Source organism: Streptomyces sp. NPDC021225, from assembly GCF_044332865.1.
Taxonomy (GTDB): Bacteria; Actinomycetota; Actinomycetes; order Streptomycetales; family Streptomycetaceae; genus Streptomyces.
In genome coordinates, this window is the sequence record NZ_JBIRPV010000008.1 from 91,273 (window position 1) to 112,856 (window position 21,584).

The 21,584-nt window shown below is 75.2% G+C and carries 1 protein-coding gene (running past one end of the window); it reads left to right on the forward strand.

The genetic code is table 11. The annotated features are described in order from the left end of the window. Positions 1-21,584, forward strand: partial view of a type I polyketide synthase gene (locus ACH4S9_RS31695; protein WP_398374968.1) — the 5' portion only. The gene runs 7,264 nt beyond the window's last position; the window shows 21,584 of its 28,848 coding nt (coding positions 1-21,584); it begins with the start codon at positions 1-3; the stop codon falls past the right edge of the window.

Consider the following 21,584-nt stretch of genomic DNA (forward strand, 5'->3'; position numbering starts at 1 on the left):
ATGGACAACGAACAGAAGCTCAGGGACTATCTCAAGCGGGCGAGCGCCGATCTCCGGCGGACTCGCCGCCGGCTGGGCGAGATCGAGGCCGCGGCACAGGAGCCCATCGCCATCGTCGGGATGAGCTGCCGCTACCCGGGCGGGGTGACCGGCCCCGAGGACCTCTGGCGCATGGTCGAGTCCGGTGAGGACGGCATCTCCGGTCTGCCGGCCGACCGGGGCTGGGACCTCGGCGAGCTGGCCGGGACGGCCGTCTCCGGTGGTTTCCTGCACGACGCTCCCGAGTTCGACGCGGACTTCTTCGGCATCTCCCCGCGCGAGGCGCTGGCGATGGACCCGCAGCAGCGGGTGCTGCTGGAAGCGGCCTGGGAGGCGTTCGAGCGGGCCGGAATCGAACCGGGCACCCTGCGCTCCAGCCGGACCGGGATGTTCGTGGGCGCGATGGCGCAGGACTACCGGGTGGGCCCGGCCGACGGCGTGGAGGGCTTCCAGCTCACCGGCAACACCACCAGCGTGATGTCCGGCAGGCTCTCCTACACCTTCGGTGTCGTCGGACCGGCCGTCACCGTGGACACGGCGTGTTCGTCTTCGCTGGTGGCCCTGCATCTGGCCACCCAGTCGCTGCGCGCGGGGGAGTGCTCGCTGGCGCTCGCGGGCGGCATCACCATCATGTCGAGCCCGGCCACCTTCATCGAGTTCGGCCGCCAGGGCGGTCTGTCGGCCGACGGCCGCTGCCGCTCGTTCGCCGACTCCGCGGACGGCACCGGCTGGGCCGAGGGCGTCGGCGTGCTCGTCCTGGAACGGCTGTCGGACGCCCGGCGCAACGGCCACGAGGTGCTGGCCGTGGTGCGGGGCACGGCCGTCAACCAGGACGGCGCGTCCAACGGGCTGACCGCGCCCAACGGCCCCTCCCAGCAGCGCGTGATCGAGCAGGCGCTGATCAACGCCCGGCTGTCCGCCGACCAGATCGACGCGGTGGAGGCACACGGCACCGGCACGACGCTGGGCGACCCGGTCGAGGCCCAGGCCCTGCTGGCCACCTACGGCCAGAACCGCGGCGACCGGAGCCCGTTGCTGCTCGGGTCGGTCAAGTCGAACCTCGGGCACACCCAGGCCGCGGCGGGCGTCGCGGGCATCATCAAGATGGTCATGGCGATGCGGCACGGGGTGCTGCCGCGCACCCTGCACATCGACCGGCCCTCGACCCATGTGGACTGGGCGTCCGGCGCCGTGGAACTGCTGACCGAGCCGACCCCCTGGCCGGCGACGGGCGAGCCGCGCCGGGCCGGGGTCTCCTCGTTCGGCATCAGCGGCACCAACGCCCACACCATCATCGAACAGGCCCCCGCCGCGGCGCCGGACGGGGACGGGGAGGACGAGCCGACCGGCCCCGGCGACACGGCGGCCGGGGAGGACCCGCACGCCGCCGAGACACCCGAACCCGTCGCGACGCTCGACCCGGGCATGGTGCCGCTCCCGGTGTCGGGCCGGACCCCCGAGGCGCTGCGGGAGCAGGCCACCCGGATCCGTACCCTCCTCGACACGGCCCCCGGGGCCGACCTCGCCGACCTCGCCTTCTCGCTGGCCACCACCCGGGCGGGCTTCGAGCACCGGGCCGTCATCACCGCGGGCGAGCGGGCCACCGCGGCCGCCGCACTGTCCGCGCTGGCCTCCGACGACGCCCCCGCCGGCCTGGTCAGGGGCACCGCGCGCGCCACTCGAAAGCTGGCGTTCCTGTTCGCCGGGCAGGGCAGCCAGCGGCTGGGCATGGGACGCGAACTGGCCGAGCGCTTCCCGGTGTTCGCCCAGGCGCTGGACACCGCCGTCACCGCCCTGGACGCCGAGCTCGACCGCCCGCTGCGCGAGGTCCTCTTCGCGGCCGAGGACACCCCCGAAGCCGCCCTGCTGGACCGCACCGCATACGCCCAGCCCGCCCTGTTCGCCGTCGAGGTCGCCCTGTTCCGCCTGGTCGAGTCCTGGGGCATCACCCCCGACTTCCTGGCCGGACACTCCATCGGGGAGATCGCGGCCGCCCACGCGGCCGGGGTGTTCTCCCTGGCCGACGCGGCGCGCCTGGTCGTGGCGCGCGGCCGGCTGATGGAGGAGCTCCCGGCCGGCGGCGCGATGGTGTCCGTACAGGCCACCGAGTCCGAGGTGGCGCCACTGCTGACCGGGCGGACCGACCACGTCTCCCTCGCGGCGGTCAACGGTCCCTCGGCCGTCGTGGTGGCGGGCGACGAGGACGCGGTGGCCGAGATCGAGGCGCACTTCGCGGGCGAGGGCCGCAAGACCAAGCGGCTGCGGGTCAGCCACGCCTTCCACTCGCCCCGCATGGAACCGATGCTCGCGGAGTTCCGCGCCGTGGTCGCGGGGCTGTCGCCGCAGGCACCGGTCGTGCCGGTCGTGTCGAACCTGACCGGTGTCCAGGCGACCGTGCGACAGCTGACGTCCGCCGACTACTGGGTGGACCACGTACGCCAGGCGGTGCGGTTCGCCGACGGCATCGGCTGGCTGCACGGACACGGCGTCGACACCTATCTGGAGCTGGGCCCCGACGGCGTCCTGTCCGCGCTGACCCGGACCTGCCTCGAGAACACCGCCACCGACGGGGCCGCGGGCGAGCCCGGCGCCGCCGTCCCGCTGCTGCGGCCGGGCCGCCCCGAGCCCGCGACGCTCACCACCGCCCTGGCCGAGCTGTACGTACGCGGCGTCCCGGTCCACTGGGACCGCTACTTCGCCGGGACCGGTGTCCGCCGGGTGGACCTGCCGACCTACCCGTTCCAGCGCCGCCGGTACTGGCCCAAGGGCGTCCTCACCCCGGCGGGCGATGTGCGGGCCGCGGGCATGGGCGCAGCGCACCACCCCCTGCTGGCCGCCGCCGTGTCCCTGGCGGACTCCGACGGCTTCCTGCTCACCGGCAGGCTCTCCCTGCGGTCCCACCCCTGGCTGGCCGACCACGCCGTGCACGGCACCGTCATCCTGCCCGCGACCGCGTTCCTGGAGCTGGCCATCCGCGCCGGTGACGAGGTCGGCTGCGACCGGGTCGAGGACCTCACCCTCGCCGCGCCCCTGGCCCTGCCCGAACACGGCGGCGTCCAGGTGCAGATGTGGATCGGCGGCCCGGACGAGTCCGGCCGGCGGACCCTCAACCTCTACTCCCGGCCCGACGGCGACGGCGACGGCGACGGCGACAGCGACGGCGACGGCGGCGACGAGCTGCCCTGGACCCGGCACGCGACCGGTGTGCTCACCAGCGGCGCCAACCGGATCGCCTTCGACGCCGTCCAGTGGCCCCCGGCCGACGCGCGGCCCCTCGCGCTGGACGGCCTCTATGACCGGCTGGGGGCGGACGGCCTCGCCTACGGGCCGCTCTTCCGGGGGCTGCGCGCCGCCTGGACACGCGGCGAGGAGACCTTCGCCGAAGTGGCGCTGCCGCCCTCCGCGCAGGGCCCGGACGGCTCGTTCGGGCTGCACCCCGCCCTGCTGGACGCCGCCCTCCACGCGATGCTCGCCGCCCCCGGCCGGGACCCGGACCCCGACGGCCGGGGCACCGCCCTGCCGTTCTCCTGGGAGGGCGTGTCCCTGCACGCGACCGGCGCGTCCGAGGTACGGGTACGGATGTCCCGGGCCGATGATGACAGCCTGTCGATCGCGGTCGCGGATCCCACCGGCCAACCCGTCGCCTCGGTCGAGGCGCTGACGCTGCGCGCCCTGCCGGCCGGCCGCCCGGGTGACGGCGCCGCGGCCGGGCGGGACTCGCTGTTCCGCGTGGCCTGGACACCGTTGCCCGCCCCGGCGACGGACGGGACGCCGGCGGGGGCCGCACCCGGGCCCGTGGTGGTCCTCGGCCCCGACGACCTGGGGCTCGCCGAGGCCCTTCGGAACTCCGGCACCGAGGCGGAGGTCCATGACGACCCGGCCGCCCCGACCGGATCCGGCGCCCCGCTGCCCGGTACGGTGCTGGTCCCGCTCGTGGGCGACGCCGCCGCCGAGATGGCCGACGCGGTCCGCGCGCTGACGTCACGTGTGCTGGACCTGCTGCGCGCCTGGTCGGCCGAGGAGGAGCGCGCGGGGACCCGGCTGGTGTTCGTGACCCGCGGGGCGGTGGCCGCCGACCGCGACGAGGCCGCGCCCGGGCAGGCTCACGGCGAAGGCGGCGATGCGGCCCTCGACCTCGCGGCAGCGGCCGTCTGGGGCCTGGTGCGCTCCGCGCAGGCCGAGGCGCCCGGCCGCTTCACCCTGGTGGATTTGGACCCCGAGGACTCCTCGGCCGCCCTGCCCCTGAGCGCGTTGACGGCAGACGAACCCCAACTGGCCGTCCGCCAAGGCACCATGCTGGCGCCGCGGCTCGCCCGGGTCACCGCGCCCGCGCCGGACACCGCGGCCACGCGAGCCGCGGCCGACCCGGCGCCCGGCTGGAACCCCGAGGGCACGGTCCTGATCACCGGCGGCACGGGCGGGTTGGGTGCCCTGGTCGCCCGCCATCTGGCCGCCGAGCGCGGCGTACGCCATCTGCTGCTGCTCAGCCGCCGCGGCGGCGCGGCCGAGGGCGTGGCCGACCTGGTCGCGGATCTCGCCGATCTCGGCGCGGACGCGACCGTCGTGGCCTGCGACGCGGCCGACCCCGCCGCGCTGGCCGCCGTCTTGGCGCGCGTCCCCGCCGAGCATCCGCTGACCGCGGTCGTCCACGCGGCCGGAGTACTCGACGACGGCATGATCGGCTCGCTGACGGCCGAGCGCATGGACACCGTGCTGCGGCCCAAGGTCGACGCGGCCTGGGCCCTGCACCGGGCGACCGGCGGGCCGGAGCCGGCCGCGTTCATCGTCTTCTCGTCGCTGGCCGGCACCGTCGGCACCGCGGGCCAGGGCAACTACGCGGCGGCCAACGCGTTCCTCGACGCGCTCGTCCGCCACCGGCGGTCCCAGGGCCTGCCGGCCCAGTCCCTCGCCTGGGGGCCGTGGGCCCTCTCGGACGGGATGACCGGCTCGCTCACCGAGGCGGACCTGCGGCGACTGGCCCGCATGGGCACCCCCGCCCTCTCGCCCGAGCAGGGCCTGGCCCTGTTCGACACCGCGGTCACGAGCGGCCACCCCGTCCTGCTGCCGGTACGGCTCGACCTGGCCGCGCTCCGCGCCCTCGCCGACCCACCGCATCTGCTGCGCGGGCTGATCCGCAGGCCCCACCGCCGATCGGTGGTGGCGGGGTCGGGCACCGCCTCCGGGCTGGCGCAGCGGCTGGCCCGGCTGGACGGTGACCAGCGCACCCGGACCGTGGTGGAGCTGGTCCGGGCCCAGGTCGCCGCCGTGCTCGGACACTCGGGACCCGAGGCCGTCGATCCGGCCCGCGCCTTCCAGGACCTGGGGTTCGACTCGCTGACCGCGATCGAGCTGCGCAACCGGCTCAGCGCGGCCACCGGGCTGCGCACCTCCGCCACCGCCGTCTTCGACTACCCCACGGTCACCGCGCTCGCCCGCCACGTACTCGACGAACTCCTCGGCAGCCGTGCCGCGGCTGACCCCGACCCGGCACGGCCGAATTCCGCCGCGGCTGCCGAGGACCCCGTCGTCATCGTGGGAATGGGCTGCCGCTATCCGGGCGGCGTCAGCTCCCCCGAGGAGCTGTGGCGGCTGGTCAGCGAAGGCACCGACGCGATCTCCGGGCTCCCCGTCAACCGCGGCTGGGACCTGGAGACGCTCTACGACCCGGACCCCGACCACCACGGCACCACCTACACGCGTGGCGGCGGATTCCTGTACGACGCGGGCGAGTTCGACGCCGCCTTCTTCAACATGAGCCCGCGCGAGGCGCTGGCCACCGACACCCAGCAGCGGCTGCTGCTGGAGACCTCCTGGGAGGCCGTGGAGCGGGCCGGGATCGACCCGGTGTCGCTGCGCTCCAGCCGGACCGGTGTGTTCACCGGGGTGATGTACAACGACTACGGCACCGTCCTCGCGGGCGGCGGCGGCTTCGAGGGCTTCCTGGGCAGCGGAACCTCCCCGAGCGTGGCCTCGGGCCGGGTGTCGTACACGCTGGGCCTGGAGGGCCCGGCGGTGACCGTGGACACCGCGTGTTCGTCATCGCTGGTGGCCATCCACCTGGCGGCGCAGGCGCTGCGGGAGGGCGAATGCTCGCTCGCGCTCGCCGGCGGCGCCACGGTCATGTCGACACCGGCGTCGCTGATCGAGTTCTCGCGGCAGCGGGGGCTGTCGCCGGACGGGCGGTGCAGGGCGTTCTCGGACTCGGCCGACGGCGTGGGCTGGTCCGAGGGCGTGGGCGTGGTCGTGCTGGAGCGGCTGTCGGACGCGCGGCGCAACGGGCACGAGGTGCTCGCCGTGGTCCGGGGTTCCGCGGTCAACCAGGACGGCGCGTCCAACGGCCTGACCGCTCCGAACGGTCCGTCCCAGCAGCGGGTGATCCGTCAGGCGCTGGCGAGCGGGGGGCTGTCCGTCTCGGATGTGGACGCGGTGGAGGCGCACGGCACGGGCACCACGCTGGGCGACCCGATCGAGGCGCAGGCGCTGCTGGCCACGTACGGGCAGGATCGGGAACTGCCCCTGTGGCTCGGGTCGGTGAAGTCGAACATCGGGCACACCCAGGCCGCGGCGGGCGTGGCCGGTGTGATCAAGATGGTGATGGCGATGCGGCACGGTGTGCTTCCGGGCACACTGCACGTGGACGCGCCGTCGTCGCATGTGGACTGGGAAGCGGGCGCGGTCGAACTGCTCACTCAGGCGGTGGAGTGGCCGTCGACGGACCGGGTGCGCCGGGCGGGCGTGTCCTCGTTCGGCATCAGCGGCACCAACGCCCACCTGATCGTCGAACAGCCCGCGCCGTCGAGCCCCGAGCCCGGCGAGCCCATGCAGCCGACCGACGGCCGCGGCGCCGTTCCCTGGCTGCTGTCCGGCCGCGGCCGCGCGGCGCTGCGGGCCCAGGCCGCCCGTCTGGCGTCCCGCGTGGAGGCCGACGCCGCGTTGGACGCCACCGATGTGGCGCTCTCGCTCGCCACCACCCGCACGGTCTTCGAGCAGCGCGCCGCCGTGGTCGCGCAGGACCGGTCCGGGCTGCTGCGCGCGCTGGCCGCGCTCGCCGAGGGCCGCCCCGACCCCGCCGTGGTCGAGGGCGAGGCGGGAGGCGCGGACCGGCCGGCGCTGCTCTTCTCCGGCCAGGGCAGCCAGCGGCCGGGAGCGGGCCGGGAACTGTACGCGGGGTTCCCGGTGTTCGCCCGGGCGCTGGACGAGGTCTGCGCCGAGCTGGACCCGTACCTGGACCGCCCCCTGCGCGAGGTGTTGTTCGCCGACGAGGGCACGCCCGAAGCCGAACTGCTCGACCGGACCGGCTGGACGCAACCCGCCGTGTTCGCCATCGAGGTGGCGCTCTTCCGGTTGATGCTCTCCTGGGGCGTCGAACCCGGCTGTGTCGCGGGCCACTCGATCGGCGAGCTGGCCGCGGCCCACGCCGCCGGTGTGCTGACCCTCCCGGACGCCTGCGCCCTGGTGGCCGCGCGGGCCCGGCTGATGCAGGCCCTGCCCGCGGGCGGGGCGATGGTGTCCGTGCAGGCCGACGAGGACGAGGTGGCGCCGCTGCTGGCCGGCCGGGGCCACGAGATCGCGGTGGCCGCGGTGAACGGCCCGACCGCGCTGGTCCTCTCCGGTGACGAGGCGGCCGTGCTCGAGGTCGCCTCCCACTTCTTCGACCTGGGCCGCAAGACCAAGCGGCTGCGGGTCAGCCACGCCTTCCACTCGCCCCGCATGGACGCCATGCTCGACGGCTTCCGCGAGGTGGCGCGCGGCCTGGCCTACGCCGCGCCGACCATCCCGATGGTGTCCAATGTGACCGGCGAGTTCGTCGGCGAGGAACAGATCTGCTCCCCGGACTACTGGGTGGAGCACGTGCGCGGGACGGTTCGCTTCGCCGACGGCGTGCGCACCCTCCGCGACGCGGGCGCGACCACCCTCCTCGAACTCGGCCCGGACGGCGTCCTGTCCGCGATGGCCGAGGACACACTCGGCGATGACTCCGCGGCCGAGGCGGTGCCCGCGCTGCGGGCCGACCGCGCCGAGGACCTGACCGTCGCGACGGCCCTGGCCAGGCTGCACGTCCGCGGGGTGCGCGTGGACTGGCCCAGGTACTTCGCCGGCCGCGGCGCGCGCCGTGTCGACCTGCCGACGTACGCCTTCCAGCACGACTTCTACTGGCCCGACACCGCCGCGCGCACCAGCCCGGAGGCGGTCGCGGATCCGGCGGACGAGCGGCTGTGGAGCGCGGTCGAACGCAGGGACGCCGAGGAACTGGCCACCGTACTCGGACTGGAGGACGAACACCACGCGTCGCTCTACGCCCTCCTGCCCGCGCTGTCCTCGTGGCGTCAGAACAGGCATGAGAAGGCCGTGCTGGACTCCTGGCGATACCAGGTGGAGTGGAAGACGCTGCGCGTGTCCGCGCCACCGGTGCCGGCCGGCACCTGGCTGGTCGTCACGGCGGACGATACGCACGACGATCGGTTCGAGGACGGCGTGGCGGACGCGCTGCGCGAGCACGGCGCCCGCGTCCACCGGGTGGTCCTGGACGAAGCGTGCGCCGACCGAGCCGTCCTGGCCGCGCGGCTCGCGGACGCTCAGGGAGACGTTCGGGGAGCGGACGGCACCACCGACGGTGTGCGCTTCGGTGAGGTGTCAGGCGTGCTCTCACTGCTCGCCGTCGCCGAGCGCCCCGACCCCGCCCATCCGGCGCTGCCCGTCGGCCTGGCGCTCACCGTCGCCCTGGTGCAGGCGCTCGGCGACCTCGGTGTCACGGCCCCGCTGTGGAACGCCACGCGGGGCGCCGTGTCCACCGGGCCGTCCGACCCGGTCACCAGCCCGCTCCAGGCGGCGATCTGGGGCCTGGGGCGGGCCGCCGCCCTGGAACACCCGGAGCGGTGGGGCGGACTGGTCGACCTCCCCGAGGTACTCGACCGACCCGCCGCCCAGCGGCTCGTGAGCGTGCTGGCCGGACCCGCCGCGCCCGCCTCCGACCACCGCGCCGAGGACCAGGTGGCGATCCGCGCCACCGGAGTGTCCGCCCGCAGGCTGGCCCATCGCGCGGTGGACGGCCTGCCCGCCCCCCGCGACTTCACCGCCCGTGGCACCGTCCTGGTCACCGGCGGCACCGGCGCCCTGGGAGCCGAGGTCGCCCGGTGGCTGGCGCGCGCCGGCGCCGAACACCTGGTGCTGACCAGCCGCCGGGGCGCCCAGGCCCCCGGCGCGGACGAACTGCGCGCCGAACTCGAGGCCCTGGGCGCCGGGGTGCGCATCGTGGCCTGCGACGCCGCCGACCGCGACGCGCTGGCCGCCGCTCTCGCCGACCTTCCCGCCGACTCCCCGCTCACCGGGGTCGTACACACCGCGGGTGTCGCCTCGGCAGCACCGCTGGAGGGCATGGGGCGCGCGGAGTTCGAGGAGGCGGTCGCCGCGAAGCTGGCCGGGGCCGCCCACTTGGACGCCCTGCTGGGCGACCGTGACCTGGATCTGTTCGTGCTGTTCGGCTCCCTCGCCGGCGTGTGGGGAAGCGGCGGCCAGAGCGCCTACGGCGCGGCGAACGCCTACCTGGACGCGCTGGCGGAACACCGCCGCGCCCGCGGACTCGCGGCCACCTCCGTGGCCTGGGGCCCCTGGGCCGAGTCCGGTATGGCCACCCACGAGGCGATGGCGGACCGGCTCAAGCGGCACGGTCTGCGGTTCCTGGCGCCCGAGCGGGCCATCGCCGAACTGCGCCGCGCCGTGGTGCAGGGCGACGCGACCGTGACCGTCGCCGACGTCGACTGGGACCGGTATCTGCCCGTTTTCACCTCCGTACGGCCGAGCCCGCTGCTCCGCGACCTGCCCGAGGCCCGGGAGCAGGCGCGGGCGCAGGCGGGCGAGCGGTCCGCGGCCTCGGACGCGGACGGCGGATCGGAGCTGGCCCGGCGGCTGCGCGGGCGCGCCGAGGCCGAGCAGGAACGGCTGCTGACCAGCCTGGTCCGCGCCGAGGCTGCCGCCGTGCTCGGGCATGCCTCCGCCGACGGCGTACCCGAAGAGCGTGCCTTCCGCGACCTGGGGTTCGACTCGCTGACCGCGGTGGAGCTGCGCAAGCGGCTGGTCACCCTGACCGGGCTGAGCCTGCCGAGCACCACGGCCTTCGACTACCCGAGCCCCGTGGCGCTGGCGCGGCATCTGCGCACCCTGCTCCTCGGCACCGGGGCCGCCGTCACCGGGCCCGTGGCGCTCTCCTCGGCCCATGGCGACGAGCCGATCGCCATCATCGGGATGAGCTGCCGCTTCCCCGGCGGCGTGCGCTCCCCCGAGCAGCTGTGGCGGCTCGTGGCCGAGGGGACGGACGCCATCTCGGAGTTCCCCACCGACCGCGGCTGGGACGCGGCCGCGCTGTACGACCCCGACCCCGACCGGGCGGGCAGGACGTACTCGACACTGGGCGGTTTCCTGCACGACGCTGGCGAGTTCGACCCGGCGTTCTTCGGCATCTCGCCACGTGAGGCGCTGTCCATGGATCCACAGCAGCGACTGCTGCTGGAGACGGCCTGGGAGAGCTTCGAACGGGCGGGCATCGACCCGAGGTCGCTGCGCTCGAGCCTCACCGGCACCTTCATCGGATCGACCTACCAGGACTACGGCACCGGGGTGGCGGACGGCACCGAGGGCCACATGGTCACCGGGAGCAGCCCCAGCGTGCTCTCCGGCCGGCTGTCCTATGTGTTCGGCCTCGAAGGCCCCGCCGTCACCGTGGACACCGCGTGTTCGTCGTCGCTGGTGGCCCTGCACCTGGCGTGCCGGTCGCTGCGCGAGGGAGAGAGCTCACTCGCCCTGGTCGGCGGCGCGACCGTGATGGCCACGCCCGCTCCGTACCTCGCCTTCAGCCGTCAGCGGGCGCTGGCCGCGGACGGCCGGTGCAAGGCGTTCTCCGACGCCGCCGACGGAATGACCCTCGCCGAGGGCGTCGGCATCCTGCTGGTCGAACGGCTCTCCGACGCCCGGCGCCACGGACACCCGGTGCTGGCGCTGGTCCGCGGCTCGGCGGTGAACCAGGACGGCGCGTCCAACGGCCTCACCGCGCCCAACGGGCCGTCCCAGCAACGGGTCATCCGGCAGGCCCTGGCCAACGCGCGGCTGTCCGCGAGTGACGTGGACGCCATCGACGCGCACGGCACCGGCACATCGCTGGGCGACCCGATCGAGGTCCAGGCGCTCCAGGCGGTCTACGGCGAGGAGCGCGCCCCGGACCGGCCGCTGCTGCTCGGCTCGGTGAAGTCCAACATCGGGCACACCCAGTCCGCGGCCGGGGTGGCGAGCGTGATCAAGATGGTCATGGCGATGCGCCACGGGCTGCTGCCCGAAACCCTGCACGCCGAGCGACCGTCGTCGCACATCGACTGGTCGCCCGGCACGGTGGCGCTGCTGACCGACCCCGTCGCCTGGCCGGACACCGGGGCGCCGCGCCGCTGTGCCGTCTCCTCGTTCGGGGTGAGCGGCACCAACGCGCACGCCGTGCTGGAGCAGGCGCCCGCGACCGAGCCGCCGCCGACCCCCGCCGAGGAGCCGCGACGGGACGTCGGGGCCCTCCCGTGGGTGCTGTCGGCCCGCGGTGCCGCCGCGCTGAAGGAGCAGGCCGCAGGCCTGCTCTCCCACCTGGACGGCCACCCCGACACGGCGTCCGCCGACATCGCGTATTCGCTGGTCACGTCGCGGTCCCTCTTCGAACACCGGGCCGTGGTCGTCGGCGAGCGCACCGAGGATCTCCGGCGGGAACTGGAGACGCTCGCCGAGGGCGCCTCGTCGGCCGCCGTGGTGCGGGGCGTTGCCGATGTGGAGGGGAAGTCGGTGTTCGTCTTCCCCGGGCAGGGTTCACAGTGGGCGGGGATGGGGGCCCGGCTGTTGGCCGAGTCCGTGGTGTTCGCGGAGCGGCTGGGGGAGTGCGCCGCTGCCCTGACACCGTTCATCGACTGGTCGCTGATGGATGTGGTGCGGCAGGTCGAAGGCGCGCCGTCGTTGGAGCGGGTGGATGTGGTGCAGCCGGTGTCGTGGGCGGTGATGGTGTCGCTCGCGGCGATGTGGCGCTCTTGCGGTGTGGAGCCGGACGCGGTGGTCGGCCATTCCCAGGGCGAGATCGCCGCCGCGTGTGTGGCGGGTGCGCTGTCCCTGGAGGACGGTGCCCAGGTCGTGGCGCTACGGAGTCAGGCGATCGCACGGCGGCTTGCCGGTGCGGGGGGCATGGCGTCGGTGCCGTTGCCGGTCGGCGAGGTGGAGGCCCGGCTGGAGCGGTGGGACGGCCGGGTGTCGATTGCCGCGGTCAACGGTCCCCGGTCGGTCGTGGTGTCCGGCGACCGGGAGGCGCTGGACGGCCTGGTCGAGGAGGTGACGGGCGAGGACGTGCGGGTGCGGCGGATCGCCGTGGACTACGCCTCGCACTCCGCCCATGTGGAGGAGCTCCACGAGGAGCTGCTGGAGCGGCTGGCGACGCTGCGCCCGCGCGCCTGCGACGTGCCGTTCTTCTCCACCGTGACCGGTGACTGGCTCGACACCACGGGCATGGACGCCGACTACTGGTACCGCAACCTGCGCCGGACCGTGTGCTTCGAACCGGCCATCCGTGCCCTCCTGGCCGCGGAACACCGGGCGTTCATCGAGATCAGCGCCCACCCCGTGCTCGCCGTCGGGATACAGGAGACGGTGGATGCCGTCGGCTGCCCCGCCGTCGTCTGCGGCACGCTGCGCCGCGACCACGGCGGTCTCGACCGCTTCCTCACCTCGCTGGCCCAGGCGTTCGTGCGCGGTGTGCCGGTCGGCTGGCCGGGAATGTTCGCGGACCACGGAGCACACCGGGTCGAGCTGCCCACCTACGCGTTCCAGCGGGAGCACTTCTGGGCGCTGCCCGCCGGGCCGGACCCGGAAGGCCGGGCGGGCCCGGAGGACACCCGTTTCTGGACCGCGGTCGAGCGGGAGGACCTCGCCTCACTGACCTCCGCCCTGCACATCGACGAGACCTCGCTGGCCGCGGTGTTGCCCGCGCTGTCGTCCTGGCGCAGGCGGCGCCAGGACCGGGCCACCGTGGACGGCTGGCGGTACCGGGTCGCCTGGCGCCCGCTGCGCGGCGTCCCCACCGCGTCCCTGTCCGGCACCTGGCTGGTCGTCACCGCCGACGGTGCGTCCGAGGCCGCCACCGACGCCGTTACGGCCGCGCTCGGCGAACACGGGGCTGCCGTACGACGGCTGGCGCTGGATGAATCCTGCGCCGACCGTGCCGTGCTGGCGGCGCGCCTCGACGACGTCAACTCGCCCCCTGAGGACGGCTCCCCGGGCTTCGCCGGGGTCGTGTCCCTGCTCGCGGCAGCCGAGGAGCCGCACAGCCGCCACCCCGCGCTGGCGGCCGGCCTCGCCCTGACCGTCGCCCTGATCCAGGCCCTCGGCGACACCGGCATCGAGGCGCCGCTGTGGTGCCTCACCCGGGGGGCGGTGTCCACCGGGCGCTCCGACCGAGTGGCGAACCCCGTCCAGGCCCAGGTGCACGGCGTCGGCTGGACCGCCGCGCTCGAACACCCCGACCGCTGGGGCGGCCTGGTCGATCTGCCCGAGACCCTCGACCGGCGCGCCGCCCGGCGGCTGGCCGCGGTCCTGGCAGGGGCCACCGGCGAGGACCAACTGGCGGTCCGCTCCTCCGGTGTGCTGGCCCGGCGTGTCGTACGCGCGCCCGCGGGCGACACGGAACCGGACACGCCCTGGACCCCGCGCGGGACCGTGCTGGTCACCGGCGGCACCGGGACCCTGGCGCCGCATCTGGCCCGCTGGCTGGCCGGGCAGGGCGCCGAGCACATCGTGCTGACCAGCAGGCGGGGCATGGCCGCGCCCGGCGCGCCCGCCCTGGTGGCCGAACTGGCCGAGCTGGGCGCCGAGGCCGAGGTCGTGGCGTGCGATGTCACGGACCGCGAGGCGCTCGCCGCTGTGCTGGCGCGGCTCAAGGCCGACGGACGCACGGTCCGTACCGCCGTGCACACGGCCGCGACCATCGCGCTGCACAGCCTGGACGAGACCACCATGGCCGAGTTCGCCGAGGTCGTCGGCGCCAAGGTGGTCGGCGCCCGGCACCTGGACGAGCTGCTCGACGACGAGGAACTCGACGCGCTCGTCCTGTACTCGTCCACCGCCGGGACCTGGGGCAGCGGCCGGCACGCCGCCTATGTGGCCGGCAACGCCTTCCTCGGCGCGCTGGCCGACCACCGCCGCGCCCGAGGGCTGCCCGCCACGGCACTGGCCTGGGGCATCTGGTCCGACGACACCCGGCTGGGCCGGGTCGACCCGGAGCAGATCCGCCGCAGCGGCCTGGTCTTCATGGACCCCGAACCGGCCCTGGCCGGACTGCGGCAGGCCCTGGACGACGACGAGACCGCGCTGGTCGTGGCGGACGTCGACTGGGAGCGCTACTACCCGGTCTACACCTCGGTGCGGCCGACGCACCTGTTCGACGAGGTGCCCGAGGCACGGCGGCGGGCGGAGACCGCCGAGCCGACAGGTGGTGCCGGCGGTGAGTTCGCCGCGCGGCTGCTGGCCCTGCCCGACGCCGAGCGGGACCGGCAGCTGCTGGACCTGGTCCGCACCGAGGCCGCCGCGGTCCTGGGACACCAGTCGCCGGAGGCCCTCACGGAGGAACGGGCCTTCCGCGACATCGGGTTCGACTCGCTGACCGCGGTGGACCTGCGCAACCGGCTCGCCGCCGCCACCGCGCTGACGCTGCCGACCACCCTGGTCTTCGACCACCCGAGCCCGGCCGCCCTGGCCGCGTATCTGCGCGCCCGGATCGCCACCGACCAGGACACCCCGGCCGGGTCCGCGCCCGCCGTCGCGGCCGCCGCGCCCGACGAGCCCATCGCCATCATCGGCATGAGCTGCCGGTACCCGGGTTCCATCGGATCCCCCGAGGAGCTGTGGGATCTCGTCGTCGGCGGCGGGGACGCCATCACCGGTTTCCCGGTGGACCGAGGCTGGGACGCCGAGGCCCTCTACGACCCGGACCCGGACCGCAAGGGCAGGACGTACTCCACCCAGGGCGGCTTCCTGCACGACGTGGCCGACTTCGACGCCGCGTTCTTCGGGATCTCGCCGCGCGAGGCCGTGGCGATGGACCCCCAGCAGCGGCTGCTGCTGGAGACCGCCTGGGAGGCGTTCGAACGCGCCGGCGTCGACCCGGCCACGCTGCGCGGCAGCGACACCGGGACGTTCATCGGGGCCAGTTACCAGGACTACACCACGGGTGTGCGGGGGGCCGCCGAGGGCTCCGAGGGCCACATGATCACCGGCACCCTGTCCAGCGTGCTGTCCGGCCGGGTGTCCTATGTGTTCGGACTCGAAGGCCCCGCGGTCACCCTCGACACGGCGTGCTCCTCCTCGCTGGTGGCGCTGCATCTGGCCTGCCAGTCGCTGCGCGACGGGGAGAGCTCCCTCGCCCTGGCGGGCGGCGTCAGCGTCATGGCCACCCCCAGCGCCTTCGTCGGCTTCAGCAGGCAGCGAGCCATGGCCACCGACGGCCGGTGCAAGGCATACTCCGACGCGGCCGACGGCATGAGCCTGGCCGAGGGCGTCGGCCTCGTCCTGATCGAGCGGCTGTCCGACGCCCGGCGCAACGGCCACCCGGTCCTCGCGCTCGTCCGTGGCTCCGCGGTCAACCAGGACGGCGCGTCGAACGGGCTGACCGCCCCCAACGGCCCGGCGCAGCAGCGCGTGATCCAGCAGGCCCTGGCCAACGCCCGGCTGACCGCGGGAGAGGTCGACGCGATCGAGGGCCATGGCACGGGCACCGCGCTCGGCGACCCGATCGAGGCCCAGGCGCTGCTGGCCACCTACGGGCAGGACCGCGAACGCCCGCTGCTGCTCGGGTCGGTCAAGTCCAACATCGGCCACACCCAGATGGCCTCCGGCGTGGCCGGCGTGATCAAGATGGTCATGGCGATGCGCCGGGGACTGCTGCCCCCCACCCTGCACGTCGACCGGCCCTCCTCCCATGTGGACTGGTCGGCCGGTGCCATCGAGCTGCTCACCGAACCGGTCGAGTGGCCCGCCACCGGGCGTCCCCGGCGGGCGGCCGTCTCCTCCTTCGGCCTCAGCGGCACCAACGCCCACACCGTGCTCGAACAGGCCCCCGAGGCGACAGAGAACGCGGAGCCCGTCGAGCAACACACCCCCGGTACCCCGGTGCCCGTCACCCTCTCCGCCCGTGGCGACGAGGCCCTGCGCGTCCAGGCGGCCCGGCTGCTGTCGCTGCTGGAGGCGGGGCCCGAACTGCCCCTGTCGGATGTGGCCTTCTCCCTGGCCACCTCCCGCTCCGCGCTGGAGCGCCGCGCCACGGTCGTGGCGGCGGACCGCACGGAGCTGCTGAGCGGCCTCGCCGCGCTGCGCGACGGCGCCCCGCACGGCTCCCTCGTCCAGGGAGGCGCGGCCGGCGGCCGGACCGCCTTCCTCTTCTCGGGCCAGGGCAGCCAGCGGGCCGGGATGGGCCGGGAGCTGTACGAGGCCTTCCCGGTGTTCGCGGAGGCCCTGGACGAGGTATGCGCACACCTGGACGGCCACCTCGAACGGCCGCTGCTCGAGGTGCTGTTCGCCGAGGAGGGCTCGGCGGACGCGGAGCTTCTGGACCGTACGGGCTGGACCCAGCCCGCCCTGTTCGCCGTCGAGGTGGCGCTGTACCGGCTCGTCGAATCCTGGGGGATCACGGCGGACTACCTGGCGGGTCATTCGATCGGCGAGATCGCGGCCGCGCATGTGGCGGGGGTGCTGTCGCGGGCGGACGCGTGCGCACTGGTGGCGGCGCGGGCCCGGCTGATGCAGGAGCTGCCCCCGGGCGGGTGCATGGTGGCGGTCGAGGCGGCGGAGGACGAGGTCGTCCCCGAGTTGGCCGAGGGGGTGTCGATCGCGGCGGTGAACGGGCCGCGTTCGGTGGTGGTGGCCGGCGACGAGTCCGCGGTCGAGCGGATCGCCGCGCGGTTCGCGGACGAGGGCCGCAAGACCCGGCGGCTGACCGTCAGCCACGCCTTCCACTCGCCGCTGATGGAGCCGATGCTGGCCGAGTTCCGGCGGGTGGCGGAGGGGCTTTCGTACCAGGCCCCGCGCATCGCCCTGGTGTCGAACCTGACCGGCGGGCCGGTCTCGGCCGAGCAGGTGTGCTCGCCGGACTACTGGGTGGAGCATGTGCGCCGCACCGTGCGGTTCGCCGACGGCGTGGAGTGGCTGGCCGGGCAGGGCGTCACCGCCTTCCTGGAGCTGGGCCCCGACGGGGTGCTGACCGCGATGGCCCAGGAGAGCCTCGCGGACCGGCCGCGGACGGCGCTGCTCCCGGTGCTGCGCAAGGGCCGTGCCGAGGTGTCCGCGATCGTCTCGGCGCTGGCACGGCTGCACACCCACGGCGTCGCCGTGGACTGGACGGCGTTCTTCGCCGGGTCCGGGGCACACCGGATCGACCTGCCCACCTACGCGTTCCAGCGGCGCCGCTTCTGGCCCGAGACCGCGGTCGGAGCGGACGGCGACGGCGCGCCGGACGCGGCGGGGGCCGAGGACGCCGAGTTCTGGTCGGCCGTGGAGCGGGCCGACCTGGAGTCGCTGGCCTCGGTCCTCGACCTGGACGACGGCGTCCTGACGGCGATGGTGCCCGCGCTGTCGACCTGGCGCAGGCAGCGCCGCGACCGCTCGGCCACCGACAGCTGGCGCTACCGCGTCACCTGGAAGCCCGTCACCGGCGACGCCACCCGGGCGCCCGCGCTCTCGGGACGCTGGCTGGTCGTGGCGCCGCCCGGAGCTGCCGAGGACGGCTGGACGCGCTCCGTCCTCGACGGCCTCGGCGTACCGACCGTGCTGGTCGAGCCCGCGGACGGGGACCGGGCCACGCTGGCCGAACTGCTGCTGCGGCGGGCGGACAGCGAAGAGGCGGGGTTCGCCGGAGTCCTGGCGCTGCCCGCGCACAACACGCCCGGGGACGACGGGGATCCGGCCACCGCCGCGGCCCACGCCGCCACGGTGGTCCAGGCCCTGGGCGACGCGGGCATCGAGGCCCCGCTGTGGTGTCTCACCCGGGGTGCGGTGTCCATCGGCCGCTCGGAGCCGGTCCATGCCCCGGCGCAGGCCGCGGTGTGGGGTCTCGGCCGGGTGGCCGCGCTGGAACACCCGGAGCGCTGGGGCGGCCTCGTCGACCTGCCCGCCGAGCCCGACCCCAAGGCGGTACGCCGACTCGCCGGGGTGCTGGGCCGGGGCGCCGACGAGGACCAGGTGGCGGTGCGCGCCTCCGGCACCTACGTACGGCGGCTGACCCACGACCCGGCCGAACCGGCCGCCGAGGCAGGAGAGTTCACCCCGACCGGCACCGTGCTGATCACCGGTGGCACCGGCGCGCTCGGCGGGCACCTCGCCCGCTGGCTGGCCGCCGAGGGCGCCGCGCATCTGGTGCTCCTCAGCCGCCGGGGGCCGCGCGCGCCGGGCGCGGAGGCGCTCGTCCAGGAGCTGACCGAGCTCGGCGCCCGGGTCACCGTCGCGGCCTGCGACGCCGCGGACCGCGAGGCCCTGGCGGCCGTGCTGGACGCGATCCCCGCCGACACCCCGCTGACGGCCGTGTTCCACACCGCCGGTGTGCTGGACGACGGGGTGGTGGACGCACTCACCCCGGACCGGTTCACCGCCGTGATGCGGTCGAAGGCACAGGCCGCCCGCAACCTCGACGAGCTGACCGAGGGCCACGATCTCGCCGCGTTCGTCCTGTTCTCCTCGGTCGCGGGCACCATAGGCGCCCCCGGGCAGGGCAACTACGCCGCGGCCAACGCCTATCTGGACGCCCTGGCCCAGCGCCGCCGGGACCGCGGTCCGGCCGCCACGTCCCTCGCCTGGGGGCCGTGGGCCGAGGCCGGGATGGTGGCCGACGGCGCGGCGCTGGAGGGCCGCGTACGCCGGGGCGGCTTCACCCCGATGCCCCCGCGGCTGGCCGTCGCCGCGCTCCGGCAGGCGATCGAACGCGACGAGCGGGTGCTGACCGTCGCCGACATCGACTGGGACCGCTTCCTCGACGCCTTCGCCACGGCACGGCCCGCGCCCCTGGTGGCCGACCTGCCGGAGGTACGGCGCGCCCGGGAGACAACGGACACCGGCCGGGGCGGCACGCCGTCGGACCAGCCGACGCTGCGCGGCCGGCTGACGAGCCTGCCCGAGACCGAGCGGGGCGCGTACGTGCTCGACCTGCTGCGCGGCCGGGTGGCCGCCGTACTCGGCCACGGCGACACCGCGGCCATCGCCCCCGACCAGGCGTTCCGGGACCTGGGCTTCGACTCGCTCACCACGGTCGAGCTGCGCAACGCGCTGTCGGCGCAGACCGGGCTGACCCTGCCGTCCTCCCTGGTCTACGACTACCCCACGCCGTACGCGCTGGCGGACTTCCTGCTCGCCGAGGTGCTCGGCGCGGCGGCTGACAGCTCCGCGCCCCCGGCGCACTCGGCGACACCGCCCGTGGACGACGACCCGGTGGCCATCGTCGGCATCAGCTGCCGGTTCCCCGGCGGCGTGGCGTCGCCGGAGGACCTGTGGCGGCTGCTCGCCGACGGCGGGGACGGCATCTCCCCGTTCCCCACCGACCGGGGATGGGACCTCGACGCGCTCACGGACGGAGCCTCCGCCACGCGGGAGGGCGGCTTCCTGCCCGACGTGGGCGACTTCGACGCCGCGTTCTTCGGCATCTCCCCGCGCGAGGCCCTCGCCATGGACCCGCAGCAGCGGCTGCTGCTGGAAACCTCGTGGGAGGCGCTGGAACGGGCCGGGATCGACCCCGCCACGCTTCGGGGCAGCGACACCGGCGTCTTCGTGGGCACCAACGGACAGGACTACGCGGGCGTGCTGCGCAAGGCCACCGCCGATGTGCGCGGACACGTGGCCACCGGCAACACGGCCAGCGTGATGTCGGGCCGGCTGTCGTACACCCTGGGGCTCGAAGGACCGGCCGTCACCGTCGACACCGCCTGCTCGTCCTCGCTGGTGTCGCTGCACTGGGCGGCCCAGGCGCTGCGGCGCGGCGAGTGCTCGCTCGTCCTGGCCGGCGGCGTCTCCGTGATGTCGAGCCCGGACTCCTTCACCGAGTTCAGCGTGCAGGGCGGACTTGCCCCGGACGGCCGGTGCAAGGCCTTCGCCGACGCCGCCGACGGCACCGCCTGGTCCGAGGGCGTCGGGGTGCTGGTCCTGGAGCGGCTCTCGGACGCCGTACGCAACGGACACGAGGTCTGGGGCGTGGTACGCGGCACCGCGGTCAACCAGGACGGCGCGTCCAACGGGCTGACGGCGCCCAACGGCCCCGCGCAGCAGCGGGTGATCCGGCAGGCCCTGTCCGACGCGCGGTTGACGCCGGGTGACGTCGACGCGGTCGAGGCACACGGCACCGGCACCACCCTGGGCGACCCCATCGAGGCGCACGCCCTGCTCGCCACCTACGGCCGGGAGCGCCGGGAACCGCTGCTGCTGGGCACCGTGAAGTCCAACATCGGCCATACGCAGGCCGCGGCCGGTGTGGCCGGTGTGATCAAGATGGTCATGGCGATGCGGCAGGGTGTGCTGCCCCGGACACTGCATGTGGACACGCCGTCCTCCCACGTCGACTGGGCGTCGGGCGCGGTGTCGCTGGTGCGCGAGGCCACGCCGTGGCCGCGGACGGACCGGCCGTGGCGGGCCGGTGTATCGGCCTTCGGCGTCAGCGGCACCAACGCCCATGTGATCGTCGAGCAGGCGCCCGTGGCCGAACCCTCCGGGCCGCACGAGCCCGGGCCGATCCCGGCCGTGGTGCCGTGGCTCGTCTCGGGCCGTGGCCAGGCGGCGCTGAACGCGCAGCTCGACCGGCTCACCTCCTTCGTTGACATGAGCGCCCCGCGGCCGTCCCCCATGGACGTGGGGTACACACTGGCCCTCGGCCGCCCGGCGTTCGACCACCGCGCGCTGCTGCTGGCCACCGCCGACCGGGTAACGGAGGCGGCGCGCGGGGTGGTACGCGCCCCCGGTGGCAGGACGGCGTTCCTCTTCTCGGGCCAGGGCAGCCAGCGGCCCGGCATGGGGCGGCGGCTCTACGACCGCTTCCCCGCCTTCGCCGAGGCGCTGGACGACGTGCTGGCCCATCTGGACACGGAGCTGGACCGTCCGCTGCGCGAGGTGATGTTCGCCGACGCCGGGACGGCCGCGGCGGAGCTGCTGGACCGTACGGGATACACCCAGCCCGCCCTGTTCGCCGTCGAAGTGGCCCTGTTCCGGCTGCTGGAGTCGTGGGGCGTACGCCCGGACCTGCTCGCCGGGCACTCCATCGGGGAACTGGCGGCGGCCCACGCCGCCGGGGTGTTCTCGCTCGCCGACGCGTGCCGGCTGGTGGCGGCGCGGGCACGGCTGATGGACGCGTTGCCCGCCGGTGGCGCGATGGTCTCGCTGGAGGCCACCGAGGACGAGGTCGCCCCGCTGCTGGCCGGACACGAAGCTCTGGTCTCCGTCGCGGCGGTCAACGGCCCCACCGCGGTGGTGATCGCCGGTGACGAGGAGGCGGTGGCGCGGATCGCCGGGCAACT